The organism is Pseudomonas sp. GNP012 (assembly GCF_054343835.1).
In genome coordinates this window covers 3,481,905-3,496,068 of the sequence record NZ_JBTGUU010000001.1, presented here as the reverse complement: position 1 = coordinate 3,496,068, position 14,164 = coordinate 3,481,905, and the positions used below count along the sequence as shown (strand labels likewise).

The 14,164-nt window shown below is 57.3% G+C and carries 11 protein-coding genes; 8 read left to right on the top strand and 3 right to left on the bottom strand.

What is annotated here, in order from left to right; translation table 11 throughout:
- Positions 1-35 precede the first annotated feature (35 nt).
- Entirely contained in the window at positions 36-662 is a 627-nt protein-coding gene (locus ACXX83_RS15620; RefSeq protein ID WP_217835861.1) for a response regulator transcription factor, read from the top strand.
- On the top strand, positions 663-3,902 hold the full coding sequence (locus tag ACXX83_RS15615; protein ID WP_458549034.1) for a transporter substrate-binding domain-containing protein: 3,240 nt from the start codon (positions 663-665) through the stop codon (positions 3,900-3,902).
- A gap of 3 nt (positions 3,903-3,905) precedes the next feature.
- Here the strand turns inward: ACXX83_RS15615 and dkgB are convergent, their stop codons facing one another.
- The 3 genes from dkgB to ACXX83_RS15600 all read right to left on the bottom strand — a co-directional run bounded on the left by dkgB (position 3,906) and on the right by ACXX83_RS15600 (position 6,516).
- Positions 3,906-4,709 (bottom strand): 2,5-didehydrogluconate reductase DkgB, encoded by an 804-nt coding sequence (gene dkgB, locus ACXX83_RS15610; protein ID WP_458549033.1) that lies wholly within the window; start codon positions 4,707-4,709, stop codon positions 3,906-3,908.
- 234 nt (positions 4,710-4,943) lie between these two features.
- Positions 4,944-5,483 carry a PaaI family thioesterase gene (locus tag ACXX83_RS15605; RefSeq protein ID WP_015094180.1) on the bottom strand — a complete coding sequence of 180 codons (540 nt, stop codon included), beginning with the start codon at positions 5,481-5,483 and terminating at the stop codon, positions 4,944-4,946.
- A 124-nt stretch (positions 5,484-5,607) separates the two neighbouring features.
- Positions 5,608-6,516 (bottom strand): LysR family transcriptional regulator, encoded by a 909-nt coding sequence (locus ACXX83_RS15600; protein WP_041474809.1) that lies wholly within the window; start codon positions 6,514-6,516, stop codon positions 5,608-5,610.
- A 106-nt stretch (positions 6,517-6,622) separates the two neighbouring features.
- On the opposite strand from ACXX83_RS15600, the gene ACXX83_RS15595 reads away from it, so the two are divergent.
- The 6 genes from ACXX83_RS15595 (at position 6,623) to ACXX83_RS15570 (ending at position 14,155) form a co-directional block, all read left to right on the top strand.
- A complete protein-coding gene (locus ACXX83_RS15595) occupies positions 6,623-7,489 on the top strand; it encodes a pirin family protein (RefSeq protein ID WP_407801244.1) in 867 nt (288 codons plus the stop codon).
- 93 nt (positions 7,490-7,582) lie between these two features.
- On the top strand, positions 7,583-8,266 hold the full coding sequence (locus tag ACXX83_RS15590; RefSeq protein WP_102674357.1) for an isochorismatase family protein: 684 nt from the start codon (positions 7,583-7,585) through the stop codon (positions 8,264-8,266).
- A gap of 36 nt (positions 8,267-8,302) precedes the next feature.
- Positions 8,303-8,929: an isochorismate family cysteine hydrolase YcaC gene (ycaC, locus tag ACXX83_RS15585; protein WP_458549032.1), complete on the top strand. Its 627-nt coding sequence runs from the start codon at positions 8,303-8,305 to the stop codon at positions 8,927-8,929.
- A gap of 214 nt (positions 8,930-9,143) precedes the next feature.
- On the top strand, positions 9,144-10,586 hold the full coding sequence (locus ACXX83_RS15580; protein ID WP_458549031.1) for a mechanosensitive ion channel domain-containing protein: 1,443 nt from the start codon (positions 9,144-9,146) through the stop codon (positions 10,584-10,586).
- 263 nt (positions 10,587-10,849) lie between these two features.
- Positions 10,850-11,290, top strand: a complete 441-nt coding sequence (locus tag ACXX83_RS15575) for a carboxymuconolactone decarboxylase family protein (RefSeq protein WP_008049798.1) — start codon at positions 10,850-10,852, stop codon at positions 11,288-11,290.
- A gap of 264 nt (positions 11,291-11,554) precedes the next feature.
- Positions 11,555-14,155: a putative mucin/carbohydrate-binding domain-containing protein gene (locus ACXX83_RS15570; protein ID WP_458549030.1), complete on the top strand. Its 2,601-nt coding sequence runs from the start codon at positions 11,555-11,557 to the stop codon at positions 14,153-14,155.
- Positions 14,156-14,164 lie beyond the last annotated feature (9 nt).

Genomic DNA, 14,164 nt, shown 5'->3' with positions numbered 1-14,164 from the left:
TTTGCCCGATCGTGTTGTTTTGCACGGGAGTTGTCATGAAGTCAGCACTGATTGTGGAAGATCATCCGGTGGTTCGCTCCATGATCAAACTCATACTCAAGGGTGAAGGGTTCAAGCAGATTTACGAGGCCTCTCGTGGCGACGAGGTCCTGTCGTTGATCCGGGAGCATCAACCGGATGTCGTGCTGCTTGATCTGGGTCTTCCCGGGGTGGCGGGGCTTGAGGTGATGGATCGCATAAAGGCTGAAAACACCCGATGTCGTGTGGTGGTGTTTACCTCGCTGGAGGCGCAGTTCTATCAGGACCGCTGCATGCGTGCCGGGGCTGTTGCCTATGTTTCCAAGAGCAAGGACCTGGATGACTTGAAGGCGGCGGTGAATTCGGTGATGGCCGGCTACACCTATTTCGCCCAGACCCCCTCGAGCTCTGTGGCGATGGGACAGTTGCAACGCAGTGAAAAGCAGTTGATCGACAAACTCTCCAATCGTGAACTGACCATTCTGCAGTACCTGGCCCGGGGCTCGAAAAACCTGGAGATCGCCGAGATCATGCACCTGAGCTACAAGACCGTCAGTACCTACAAGACCCGGCTCATCCTCAAGCTCAACATGAGCTCGTCGGTGCACTTGAGGGATTTCGCCCTGCGCAATCACCTGATCTGAATGAACGTTTTCCGACGACTGGCTGGTTGGTTGCTGACGGGCCTTCTTCTCTGGGCATCGACTGTCTGTGCGCAACAGTCGTTGACCCTGTTGGGACGCTCGAGTGCCGAAGGCCTGAGCGTCAGGTTGTCGGACACCGAGTTACGCTGGCTGCAGCAAAAGGGCAAATTGGTGCTGGCTGTCTCGGGACCGGACTATCCCCCCTTCGAGTTCAATACGGCGGGCAAGGTGTTCGAAGGCGTGACAGCCGATTACGCCGGGTTGCTCGAACAATTGTTGAACATCGACATAGAGGTGCACTGTTATCCGTCGCGAGCCGACGCGCTGCAGGCCATCAAGGAGGGGCGGGCAGACCTTCTGGGAACCGCCAATCGATATGAAGCCGAGGACCCACAGTTACAGATGTCCAGCGCCTACGCGGTCGATCAACCGGTGCTGGTCACCCGCACCGATTCCCCTCCGGTGCTTGACTCGACTCTGGCCGGCCAGCGGTTGGTGATGCTGTATCACTACTTGCCCGAATACAGCGTGCAACAGTTCTATTCCAAGGCGCAGGTCCAGCTGTTTCCCTCGACACTGGCGGCGATGGGTGCCGTGGCTTTCGGCCAGGCCGATGTCTATCTGGGCGATGCGATCAATGCCCACTACCTGATCAGCAGGAACTACCTGAACAACGTGCAACTGACCGACTTCTCGCCCATGGAGTCCGGGCGCTTTGCCTTCGCGATGACCCGCGACAACGTTTCGCTGTTGCGCATCGTCAACAAGGCTTTGGCGGCCATCACCCCCAATGAACAGATGAACATTCTGCGTCGCTGGGGGGGCAATGGCGTATCTATCCACGGCACCCGGTCATTGCAATTGAGTGTGGCGGAACAGCACTGGCTCGAACGCCACCCGCGGGTGAGGGTGGCAATCAACGACAATATTCCGCCGATTTCATTTATCGACAGCGAAGGCAAGTTTCGCGGTATCAGCGTCGATGTGCTGGCGAAAATCACTTCGCGCACCGGGCTGCAATTCGACATCCAGAGCATGAAATCAGTGACTGATATGGTGTCCGGCATCACCAGTGGGCAGGTCGATGTGCTGGCCGGTATCGGCCTCAGTTCCCAGCGTGAGGATGAACTGCTGTTCACCCGGGCGTTTCTGAGCAGCCCTTCGGTGCTGGTGACCCGAGCGACCGGGGACAGCCCCAGGACGCTGGAAGACATGGCGGGAAAAGCCCTGGCACTGACCCAGGGCAACATTGCCGGCGAATACCTTCGCCAGCATCACCCGCAGATCCAGCTGGTGGATGCACCACTGTCGACGGACGCCATGAAAATGGTCGCCCAGGGCAAGGTCCACGGCGGCATCAACTCCTTGATCAGCGCTCGCTACCTGATTTCCCGGCAGTATCGCGATCGCCTGCAGGTGACCAGCACCGTGGGTGCCAACCCTGTCCGAAGCACTCTGGCAACCAGTCGCGAGGCTGCCGAACTGCATTCGATTCTGGATAAGGCGCTGTTAAGCATTCCTCCCGAAGAAATAGACGAACTGACTCAACCCTGGCGCTATGACTCGGTGGTCGAGCAGAGCTACTGGCTGCGACACCGACAGGCGATCTTGCAGGCGTTTGCGCTGGCGGGTGTCTTGCTGTTGCTCGCGTTGGCCGGGATCGTCTGGCAGCGGCGGCAGATTCGCCAGCGTCAGCAATTGCTCGGGCAATTGCAGGAAGCCAAGGACGCGGCGGACGACGCCAACCGGGCCAAGACCACGTTCCTGGCCACCATGAGCCATGAGATTCGCACGCCGATGAACGCCTTGATCGGCATGCTCGAACTGGCGCTGAAACGGGCCGATGAAGGGGTGACCGACCGCGCCGCCATCGAGGTCGCGTCAAATGCCGGGCAGCAATTGCTGGATTTGATCGGCGACATTCTGGACGTCGCCCGGATCGAATCTGGGCATTTGTCGTTGGCGCCGGAGCGGGTCAACCTGCATGCGCTGGTGACATCGGTCTGCCGGGTTTTCGAAGGGCTGGCGATTCAGAAGAATCTGCAATGGCGGGTCGAGCTCGCCGAACACAGTGACCTTGATGTGATGCTCGATCCCGTGCGCTTCAAACAAGTGCTGTCCAATCTGCTGAGCAACGCCATCAAGTTCACCCGTGCAGGCCAGGTGAGCCTGACACTGCGAGTGCGGCCGCAAGCTCCGGCGCATCTCGCCGTCAGCGTACGGATCGAGGACAGCGGCATTGGTATCAGCGCTTTCGACCAGCAACGCCTGTTCAGCCCGTTCGTGCAGGCCGATAACAATCAGCAGACCGCCCGGCAAGGGTCCGGCCTGGGCCTGGTAATCAGTCGTACCTTGTGCGAAATGATGGGCGGGCAGTTGCATCTCGACAGTGAGCCTGGGCGCGGCACGCGGGTGGACATCAGCCTGATGCTGCCCGCCCTGCAAGCGTTGCCCGCGGAGGGGATGCCCCAGGACTCGGCGCAGCTCACGACCCGGGCGTTGTCGATCCTGGTGGTTGACGATTACCCGGCCAATCGCCTGCTGCTCTCGCGGCAGCTGAGCTATCTGGGCCACAGTGTGGTGCTGGCGGAGGACGGGGCGCAGGGGCTTGAACAGTGGCGCGGACAGAGTTTCGAACAGAGTTTCGAACTGGTCATTACCGACTGCAACATGCCGGTGCTCAGCGGTTACGAATTGGCGGGCGCAATACGTGAGCAAGAGCGGCTGCAGGGGTTGTCGCCGACGCTGATTCTGGGCTTTACCGCCAATGCGCAGGCTGAGGAGAAAATCCGCTGTCAGGCGGCGGGCATGGACGATTGCCTGTTCAAACCCATTCGCCTGGTGGATTTGCAGGCGTGGCTGGCTCTGCGCTTTTCCAGCACACCCCCGGCGGCAAATGACGACCCAGGCTTGGCCGAGTTCGACTTGAGCGGGCTGGAGCGCTATGCGGATACGGACCCTGAGCTGGTCGATCAACTGCTGCACGATCTGGCGCTGACCAACCGTGAGGACCGCGTGCATTTGCTGGCCTTGCACGCCAGCGACAACCGCCCGGGTTTGCAGACACTGGCACACCGGATCAAGGGCGGGGCGCTGTTGGTGCAAGCGCTTGGCCTGGTCGAGTGTTGCGAACAACTGGAGCGGGCGTGCAATGACGGCCGCGCGGCACTGATCGACGCCGCCGTCGACCAGTTGCAGAAAGCCATGACCCGCCTGGACCTGCGTCTCGAGCAGGACTGAGGCTCAATCCCAGCTCGGTGCGATGCCTTTGGGACTGGTCAACCGGTGGCCGCGATCCAGTGTTGCGATCAAGGCCATGTCGGCCTCGCTCAAGGTCAGTTCGCGAGCCTTCAAGTTGCTTTCGAGGTTGGCCCGGCGAGTGGACGACGGGATCACCGAGTAACCCGATTGCATGGCCCACGCCAGGGTGACCTGAGCCGGCGTCGCTCGCAGGCGTTCGGCGATCTGCTGGATGAGCGGGTCCTTGAGGACTTCACCGTAAGCCAGAGTCATGTAGGACGTGATGCCAATGCCCTGGCTCTGCGCGAATGCGACGACCTTGCGGTTTTGCAGGTACGGGTGCAGTTCGATCTGGTTCGTGGCGATGTGCTCGGCGCCGATGGCCGCAACCGCCTGTTTCATCAGGTCGATGGTGAAGTTGGACACACCGATCTGTCGGGTCAGGCCCATGCGTTTGGCTTCGAGCAGGGCGCCCATGAACTCTGCGACAGGCACTTGATCGTCCGGCGAAGGCCAATGGATCAGGGTCAGGTCCAGGTAATCGGTCTGCAGTTTGCCCAGGCTTTCCTTCAGGCTGTCGATCAGTCGATCACCGGCCAGGTTGGCGACCCAGATCTTGCTGGTGATGAACAGGTCTTCCCGGGCGATGCCGCTGGCGGCGATAGCCTCGCCGACCTCGGCTTCGTTCTCGTAGATTTGTGCGGTATCGATCACCCGGTAACCGAGCGCCAGGGCGATGCTCACCGAATCGATGAGCACCTGGCCTTGCAAGCGGTACGTACCCAGGCCGAAGGCGGGAATGGACATTGATGACTCCAGAGGTTGCAGTGGGAATGGGCGGCAGTATCTGCGCCTGCATCCGTGAGAAAAACCGCTGGATTGGCAAAGCAATGTTTACTGGAAATCAAGAATCATCGGCAGTCTGGTGGGGTGATGGTGTCTGATCCGACGCCTTCGCGAGCAAGCCCGCTCCTACATTTGGAATGCATTCCCCATGTGGGAGCGGGCTTGCTCGCGAAGGTAGCGACTCGGTCTGAAGCCTTACCCCCGAGGCTCAAGAATCATGCAAGTGGTGGTCCCCGTCGCATACAACCGCCCATCCACATCATAAATCCGCCCCTCGGCCAGCGCTGTCGAGCGACCCAAGTGCACAATCTTGCCCTCGGCACGCACCGGTCCACTGGCGTTGTTCAACGCGCGGACGTAGCTGATGCGCAGATCCAGCGTGGTGTAACCCTGGCCTTTTTTCAGTTGTGTATGGACCGCACAACCCATGCATGAATCAAGCAAGGTTGCGGCATAACCGCCGTGGACCGTGCCCAGCGGGTTGTAGTGCCGGGCATCCGGCGTGCCCTGGAAGATGAACAGTCCGGTCGACCATTGGATGGGGATGAAATCCATCAGCGTGCCAATCGGCGGGGAGGGCAATTCGCCGTTGCCAATGCCTTCGAAAAACTCGGCGGGGGACAACGCGCTGACCTCGGCCATGGACAGACTGCCGGGCCCGGCAAGGCGGGCGCGCATGGCCTGTTCCTGGGCGATCCATTGGGCGAGGGTGGCGTCGCGGTTAGGGCTTTGCATGACGGAGTCCTCGGTGGGCTCAATATTATGGGTGTAATCAAATTTAATATTATGCCCGAAATAAAATCTCCGCTACCCCCCCCCAATCAACTTGCCGCTTTCAGCTCAAAGCTTGCCGCTGCCTTCAAGCAATATCACTGCGGCTGAATTCTTCCCCGAGAAAATCGATCAAGGTGCGCACCGACGGCAGTAACCCCCGACGCGAGGGGAAGATCGCATGGATCACTCCGCTCTTCGGTGCCCAGCCCGGCACCAGTTCCACCAGTTGCCCGGCAGCGATTTCATCGCGCACCACCACGCTGGGCAGGTGCACGATGCCGATCCCGGCGACTGCCGCATGGCGCAAGGCCAACAGGTCATCGGTGACCATGCGCGGGGCATGCCGGATCATCGCCGTGCTGCCATCGGCGCCGAACAGTTCCCACTGATATTCGCGCTGCGCCGCGCCCCAGTGCAGGCTCGGCAGGCCGCTGAGGTCGGCCGGGGAGGCCGGTGTCGACAGGCGCGATAAAAAGGCCGGGCTGCCGACCACGCTCTGGGTGCTGTTGCCCAGCACCTTCATCACCATGTCGGTGTTTTCCAGCGGTGGAAAGCGTACCCGCAGGGCAATGTCGAAGCCTTCGTGAATCAGATCGACCCGGCGGTTGGTGCTCTCGATGAACACTTGCACCAACGGATACTTGAGCATGTAGCGGGTCAGCATTGGCCCGACCCAAGTGTTGAGCAGCGCCGTCGGGCAACTGATACGCACCATGCCCTGAGGCTCGGAGCGGTTGCGCTCGATCAGTTCGGCGGCGCTTTCCGCCTCCACCCGCATGGCCAGGCAACGCTGGTAATACGCCTGGCCGATTTCCGTCAATGAGCAATGCCGGCTGGTGCGGTGCAGCAGGCGCACGCCGAGGCGTTCTTCAAGCTCGGCAATGCGTCGGCTGAGCTTCGACTTGGGCATGTCCAGTGCCCGGCCGGCTGCGGCGAAACCGTGATGCTCCACCACTTGGGTGAAGTAGTAGAGGGTGTTGAGGTCTTCCACCATCGTTCTCCAGATAGAACGCTAAAGCTGATTTTTGCAGTCTAGCGCAGCAAAGGTCACGGTTTTAAGCTTTGTCCATGGCTTCACCACCCCCTCACCAGGAGACACCATGAAAAACATCATCGGTATCTACACCAGCCCACGGACCCATTGGGTTGGCGACGGTTTTCCAGTACGCACGCTGTTTTCCTACGACAACCTGGGCAAACACATCAGCCCGTTCCTGTTGCTCGATCACGCCGGCCCCGCTGAATTCACCCCGACCACCGAACGACGTGGCGTTGGTCAGCATCCTCATCGTGGTTTTGAAACCGTGACTATCGTTTACAAGGGCGAACTGGAGCACCGGGATTCCACCGGCAGCGGCGGCAAGATCGGCCCTGGCGATGTGCAATGGATGACCGCTGCCTCGGGGATCCTGCATGAAGAGTTTCACTCCGACGGTTTCGCCAAAAGCGGCGGCACCCTGGAGATGGTGCAACTGTGGGTCAACCTGCCGGCCAGGGACAAAATGGCCGACCCCGGCTACCAGACGATTCTCGATGCTGACATCCCGAGCATCGCCTTGAAGGACAGCGCCGGCAGCCTGCGCCTGATCGCCGGTGAGTTCGACGGCCACAAGGGCCCGGCACGCACCTTTACCCCGGTCGACCTGTGGGACATTCGTTTGAATGCCGGCAAGTCGCTGACCCTGGACCTGTATGAAGGGCGCAACACCGCACTGGTGGTCTTGCGTGGCACGGTTCAGGTCAATGGCCTGGAACCGGTGCGCCAGGGGCAACTGGCCCTGTTCGATCGCAAGGGCGATCAGATGACCCTCCAAGCCAGCGAAGACGCGGTGGTGTTGTTGCTCAGCGGTGAGCCGATCGACGAGCCGATCGTCGGTCACGGGCCGTTCGTGATGAACACCGAGCAAGAAATCCACCAGGCCTTCGCCGACTTCCAGTCCGGACGCTTCGGCCGGATGCACGCTTAATTCGCAGCGCTTCAACACCCGACTCTACACAGGATGAGTAGGCCGGTTTTCAGGCCAGGGATGGCTGTTGCCCAAAAGAAAGAGGAAACGCACATGAGTACTGTCTACGCGGCCAACTTCAACGGCCAGAAACCGACCATCGATCCCAATGACAGCGCGATGCTGTTGATCGATCACCAGAGCGGACTGTTCCAGATCGTCAAGGACATGGACGTGCCCCAACTGCGCGCCAACGCCATTGCCCTGGCCAAGGCTGCGACCCTGCTGAAGATGCCGGTGATCACCACGGCTTCCGTTCCGCAAGGACCGAACGGGCCGTTGATCCCGGAAATCCACGAGGCCGCACCCCATGCGCAGTACGTGGCGCGCAAAGGCGAAATCAATGCCTGGGACAACCCGCAGTTTCACGCGGCGGTCAAAGCCACCGGCAAGAAAACCCTGGTGATCGCCGGCACCTTGACCAGCGTGTGCCTGGCGTTCCCGTCCATCGCCGCCGTGCATGAAGGCTACAAGGTGTTTGCGGTGGTCGACGCTTCCGGCAACCACTCGAAACTGGCCACTGATCTGACCGTTGCCCGTCTGGCCCAGGCCGGGGTGGTGCCGATCGACATCATGGCGACGCTCTCCGAGCTGCAAGGCTCGTGGAACCGCCCCGATGCCGAACAGTGGGCCGCCGTCTACGCCCAGGCCATGCCGCATTATCAATTGCTGATCGAGAGCTACCTCAAGGCCCAGCAAGTGGCGAACGAACACGAGGCGCTGGATTCCCAGCGCTAACCGAATCTGCATCGATAACCTGCGAGGATTACTGCAATGACCACTTCCTACAAGCGTCTGGACAAGCACAACGCCGCCGTTCTGCTGGTGGACCATCAAACCGGCCTGTTGTCACTGGTACGCGACATCGATCCTGATCGCTTCAAGAACAATGTGCTGGCCCTGGCCGACCTGGCCAAGTACTTCAAGCTGCCGACCATCCTCACCACCAGTTTCGAAACCGGCCCCAACGGCCCGCTGGTGCCCGAGCTCAAGGCGCAGTTCCCCGACGCGCCGTACATCGCTCGCCCTGGCCAGATCAACGCCTGGGACAACGAAGACTTCGTCAAGGCGATCAAGGCCACCGGCAAGAAACAACTGATCATCGCCGGCGTAGTGACCGAAGTCTGCGTGGCGTTCCCGGCACTGTCGGCGCTGGCCGAAGGCTTTGATGTGTTCGTGGTCACCGACGCGTCCGGCACCTTCAACGAACTGACCCGCGAATCGGCATGGAGCCGCATGACCGCCCAGGGTGCGCAATTGATGACCTGGTTCGGCCTGGCCTGTGAACTGCACCGCGACTGGCGCAACGATATCGAAGGGTTGGGCACGCTGTTCTCCAACCATATTCCGGACTACCGCAACCTGATGACCAGCTACAGCACGCTGACCAACAGCAAGTAACTTCGGCTTCACGCATCCCCCCTGTGGGAGCGAGCCTGCTCGCGAAAGCGGTGTGTCAAACAACATAAACGTTGCCTGACACACTGAATTCGCGAGCAAGCCCGCTCCCACATTTGATTTTGTGGCGTTTGCGGAATCCCGCCAAATCAATTGCTCCTACACTGGTGCCAATCCATGCGATCTTCGCGTCATTGGCCCTGGATGGAGTTGCTTGATGCTGTCACTGCTCACTGAACACCCATTGATCTGCGCCATGACGCTGATCCTGATCGATCTCGGGTTGTGGTACTTGCTCAGCGCCGCTGGCAGTGCCTGGCGGCTGCTGGTGCGGGTGGTGATTTTTTCGTTGTTCAGCCTCCTGTTGTTCAACGAAGGCCTGAACCCGATGGAACCGCCGCCCTGGGCTGATAACGTGCCGCTGCACCTGGCCGCCACCGGCTTGCAGATCGGCTGGTGGTTGTTCGGCGCGCGGACCCTGACCGTGCTGATCGGCGCGGTGATGATGCAACGGGTGGGGCATACCGGGCGCTTGCTCCAGGATTTGCTCGGCGCGGTGATTTTCCTGATCGCGGTGATTGCGGCCCTGGCCTATGTGCTGGAACTGCCGGTCAAGGGTGTTCTGGCCACCTCCGGTGCGTTGGCGATCATCGTCGGTCTGGCGTTGCAAAGTACCCTCAGCGACGTGTTCTCCGGGATCGTCCTCAACACCACCAAGCCCTATCAACTCGATGACTACATCTCCATCGACGGCATGGAGGGCAAGGTGACCGACATCGACTGGCGCGCCACCCGCCTGCAGACCTCTCAGGGCTGCATGGCAGTGATTCCGAACTCGTTGGCGGCCAAGGCCAAGATCATCAATTTCAGCAGGCCGAACGACATGTTCGGTATCTCCGTATCCCTGGAAGTGAGCCCCCACGCGAGGCCGAACACGGTGATCGAAGCCTTGGAGCGGGCCATGCAAGGGTGCCGTGCGCTGCTGGAGACGCCGTCGCCCAGCGTCGGCCTGAAAAATGCCAGCAACACTGGTGTGGTCTATGAAATCAGCGGGTTTGTCGCATCGATGGACGAGAAACGCTCAGTGCGCAATCAGCTGTACGACCTGGCCTACCGGCACTTGCAGGCGTGCGGGGTCAATTTGCTGTCGAGCGTGGAGCCCAACCCGCCGATCAACTCGACACGCAAACGGGCGTTGCTGGACAGCTCGCCGATTTTCTCCACCCTGCGTCAGGAGGAGAAAGACACGTTCAGCCAGAACATGACCCTGCAAACCTTTCGCACCGGGGAGGTGATCCTGGAAGCGGAGGAGGTCAGCGATCACTTGTTCATTATCGAATCCGGCGTGATCTCGGTGACCTTGATGCGCCACGGAACGCCATTCGAATCCGGACGCATGGGGCCGGGGGAGGTGATCGGCGAGGCGGGTATTCTCACCGACAGCGCGCTGCCTGCGCAGTTTACCGCCAAGACCTTCTGTGGCCTGTACCGCATCGAAAAGTCCTACCTCAAGCCGTGCCTGGATGCCCGTCATGACATCAACGATTCAATGCAAGCCTTGCTCGATTACCGGCTGCAAAAAGCGAAAACCCTGACTCAGGAGCTGCCGGTGGCGGTGGAGAAAAAGGGCTTTCTGCGGTGGTTGCGCAATCGGGTGTGAATGGCCGCTTCGCGGTTCGCGAGCAGGCTCGCTCCCACAGGGGAGTGCGGTCAAATGTGGGAGCGAGCTTGCTCGCGATGGCGGCATTGAATTCAGCACCAGACCCGCAAATCCGTCACATCGGGATGGCAGCGCACAATGCCAGTGCGATAGTGGCTGAGCTTTGCAGGCAGTGGCCTCCTCGACTTCTGGAATATTGGCTATTTGTGTAGACCGGCCGGGGGACTAACGTAGCGACACACCCATTTGCCCTGGAGCACGCCATGCAACCCCGTATCGATTTCTACACTGCCAGCCCTGATGCCCTCAAGGCGATGATCGCCCTGGAAACAGCTGTGTCGAAGTTGCCGCTGGAAAAAAACCTGATTGAACTGGTCAAGCTGCGCGCTTCGCAGATCAACGGCTGTGCCTTCTGCATCGACATGCACACCGCCGATGCGATCAAGGGGGGCGAAACCCCGCGTCGTCTGTTCGCCGTGACGGCCTGGCGCGAGGCGCCGTTTTTCACCGAGCGTGAACGCGCTGCGCTGCTGTGGACCGAATCCCTGACCCAGCTCAGCCTGACCCACGCCCCGGACGAAGACTACGAAGTGGTCAGCGCACAGTTCACGCCTAAGGAAATGGTCGACCTGACCGTCGCCATCAGCACCATCAACAGCTGGAACCGCCTGGCGGTTGGCTTCCGTAAAATGCCTCAGGCCTGACATTCAGGTCATCGATGCGGGGATGGGTAACTCGCTACGGACCATTGATTTTTGAGTCACCCCAACTTGCTTATTGATAACGGACGCCTCCACTTCGGAGGCGTTCCTTTTTCCGGATTAGCTCTATTTATTCAATTTCTCTCTGCGTAATGGCGGGCTTATGGGTTTACCGTCTAACGAACTGTAATTTATGACAGTTATATAAATATGTTTTTGATCCTAATGTCTTTTCGAAATCCAGCGCTTTTCTATGGGCGAGTTGAAATGGCTAACGAAGAGACTAAGAGATACACGCAGACAATTTACAGCCTTGAGCGACCTGATTGGTTGCTTAAGTCGGGACTCAGCAAAGGAATTTTTCATGACCGAAAATCAACTTCGTTGATTGTCTCGGCAGGCGAGTCAATACGATTTCGTCAATCTCTCCCGGAAACGGGTATGGGGGTAACTCTGAACTTGCTGAATGATGACGGCGCAAAAGAGAACCACCACACAGTGACCACTCAGTGGAAAGAAGTTTTCGCTGAGCATGCGTCAGCCATATTTTTGACTACGCCTTATACCGATACCGCTGGCCAGCAGGTTAATGTTGAGGTGGAGTTTGTAAACGGCGGGGGAAGTTTGCCAACCTGCCAGGCGGGTTTGGATGCAGATGAGTTTTTTAAAGAGTGGGACCGATTGGCAGCACCATATGCATTGTATGTTTGTGATTATGCAATGATTCTAATTCCTGCCAAGGATAAAGAGGTCCTGCGCAGGTTGCATGAGAAATCCGGCTTGCATAGCCTGACTGCTTACTATGATGGTGTTTTTGAATACTTCAATTATCTTGCCGGTCTTTCATTTGCCCCGAGCGTGCCCACCGATAAAAATATTCCTAACCGTTACTTCATGAAGGCGGACAAATCAGGTGCTGGTGCTGCCTATTATGGGGGGGGATGGACCGCGGAGTCTACGGATTCGGTAGCGAACTTCTGGTTGGATATCAGGGCTACCAATTGGGGTTCTCTTCATGAAATATCTCATGGTTACGAAGGACGGTTCATCAGTGATGCTGTCGTCAGGATGAGTGAGATTTGGAACAATATTTCTTGCGCAATGTATCAACAGAAGGAGCTGGGGGAGGACTTTTACAAAGTCGGCTGGCTGTACGGTACCGGGGAAGAACAGCTTTATATCAATGCCAAAGCGGCATTTGATAAAGGGCTTGTCGATGTAGGGCCTCATGGGCACCTAATACTTTTTTTCTATCTGCTACTGGTTAAATCGATGGGGGAGGCTGGGTTGATAGAGTTTTATCGGCGCTTTCGTCGAAACAGTAACTCCAGCGATTATGTTGTCGCCAATTATGCCGGTATGGACTTGTTGAGTGAAGTAGGTATCGATATCGGAAATGTTGACTTTTTACCAGTCATGTCTTACGTGGGGGTTTTGCTGTCGCCTGAAAAAGTTAAGTGTAATTCCTTTAGCAACGCCAGTGCTGTTTATCCTCTGTATCTGCTTGTTGAAAATCACGACATTCAGCAGATTCAAACTCAATTGGGACTAAGGAGTCCGTTGGATTTGGTTAGTTGTGCTGATCTCAGTGTTACTGGTTTAATCGGCAGCGTATCATTTATTTTTGATGAAAACATACTCGATAAGATTCAGGGCAAGACCCTGCTCCTGAGAGATGGAAGGGGGGCTGCCAAAGTTGCACAGATAAATGGAGCAAGGGTGGTTGTCAGTAATTTGGAGTTGGGTGTATATGCATTGCAACTACCGGCAATAGGTGATGACGCGTGTCAGTGGGATTGTCACTATGTTGCGGTTCAGGATAAACATATTGAGTATAACTGCACGTACGTAAAAAAATATGCGAGTTCTCTTGTCGATCAGTCCATACACCTGGGGGGGTTGCTTGGCGTCTTTTGCCGAATTGCAGTAGATATTTCACTCGGGCGCCTGAAGATTGATGTTGTGAATCGAAAACCACATGGTTATTTTCTGGGGCAGGTATATGCAAAAATAGTAGTGATGAATGCACGGGGTGATATTGTTTTTAGTCGAGAGATGTTGGGTGATAATACCGAATTGTTCTCGGGGACGGTTTTGATTTCTCCAGGATTTATTATTGAGATAATGCATAAGGAGCCATCGCGTATAGGAGTGTCTAATGCGATGCCGCCGGCAGTAATTGATTTGAATGCACAGATCAATAGGTTGAAAGTGACTGAGCAAGGACTGATAAATATAAGTCTTGGCACTGATGCAGGTGAAAATTTGATGGCTGAAATTGATAGGTGTGCAAAGGAGTTTGAACGGAATCCACACTTTGTACTGGGTAATGAAATTTTATTGAAGCAAGATATGCGGCGCGCAATTAATACTTATGATGAGCCTGTTCGTGGTTTGCTTTTCGAAAAGTATCGCGCGGTTGAGTTTGTCAGGCCTGGATTTGATGTTGCTATTTCTGGTATGGATTTTGTTTGGCGCTTACGAGGAAATGGTAACCGTGAGATAGGATGGATACGCATAAATTTGTTTTCGCGTTGGGTGGAAGTAACCTTCCTCGCTAACTCCAGTGCTCATGAATACTTTTCCTCGGTATATTTATCAGTTGTGTTGACGTCGGCGACAGGTGAGCTTGTTTATGTTCGAGATCTTCGAGGGAATACTCCCGTGGCAGCCAGTAGTGTTCAACTCCCGCTTTCCTCCGATATGGTCGTGAGTGTTATGCATAGAGAGCCCACACGTTGTCGAATTAGTAATAGTAATAGCGGGGCCGAGATTCCGGTGGGGCGAGTACAGCACGCTCAAATCAATACAACTTCATTTTCATTGAATCTGGGCAGTTTCTGGCCAAGGGAAACGGTCGATTCCTGACAAAGATCC

Coding starts and splice junctions, on each gene's coding strand:
- ACXX83_RS15570 (WP_458549030.1), top strand. CDS start 11,555: ATGGCTAACGAAGAGACTAAGAGATACACGCAGACAATTTACAGCCTT.
- ACXX83_RS15595 (WP_407801244.1), top strand. CDS start 6,623: ATGAAAAACATCATCGGTATCTACACCAGCCCACGGACCCATTGGGTT.
- dkgB (WP_458549033.1), bottom strand. CDS start 4,709: ATGTCCATTCCCGCCTTCGGCCTGGGTACGTACCGCTTGCAAGGCCAG.
- ACXX83_RS15590 (WP_102674357.1), top strand. CDS start 7,583: ATGAGTACTGTCTACGCGGCCAACTTCAACGGCCAGAAACCGACCATC.
- ACXX83_RS15620 (WP_217835861.1), top strand. CDS start 36: ATGAAGTCAGCACTGATTGTGGAAGATCATCCGGTGGTTCGCTCCATG.
- ACXX83_RS15575 (WP_008049798.1), top strand. CDS start 10,850: ATGCAACCCCGTATCGATTTCTACACTGCCAGCCCTGATGCCCTCAAG.
- ycaC (WP_458549032.1), top strand. CDS start 8,303: ATGACCACTTCCTACAAGCGTCTGGACAAGCACAACGCCGCCGTTCTG.
- ACXX83_RS15615 (WP_458549034.1), top strand. CDS start 663: ATGAACGTTTTCCGACGACTGGCTGGTTGGTTGCTGACGGGCCTTCTT.
- ACXX83_RS15600 (WP_041474809.1), bottom strand. CDS start 6,516: ATGGTGGAAGACCTCAACACCCTCTACTACTTCACCCAAGTGGTGGAG.
- ACXX83_RS15580 (WP_458549031.1), top strand. CDS start 9,144: ATGCTGTCACTGCTCACTGAACACCCATTGATCTGCGCCATGACGCTG.
- ACXX83_RS15605 (WP_015094180.1), bottom strand. CDS start 5,483: ATGCAAAGCCCTAACCGCGACGCCACCCTCGCCCAATGGATCGCCCAG.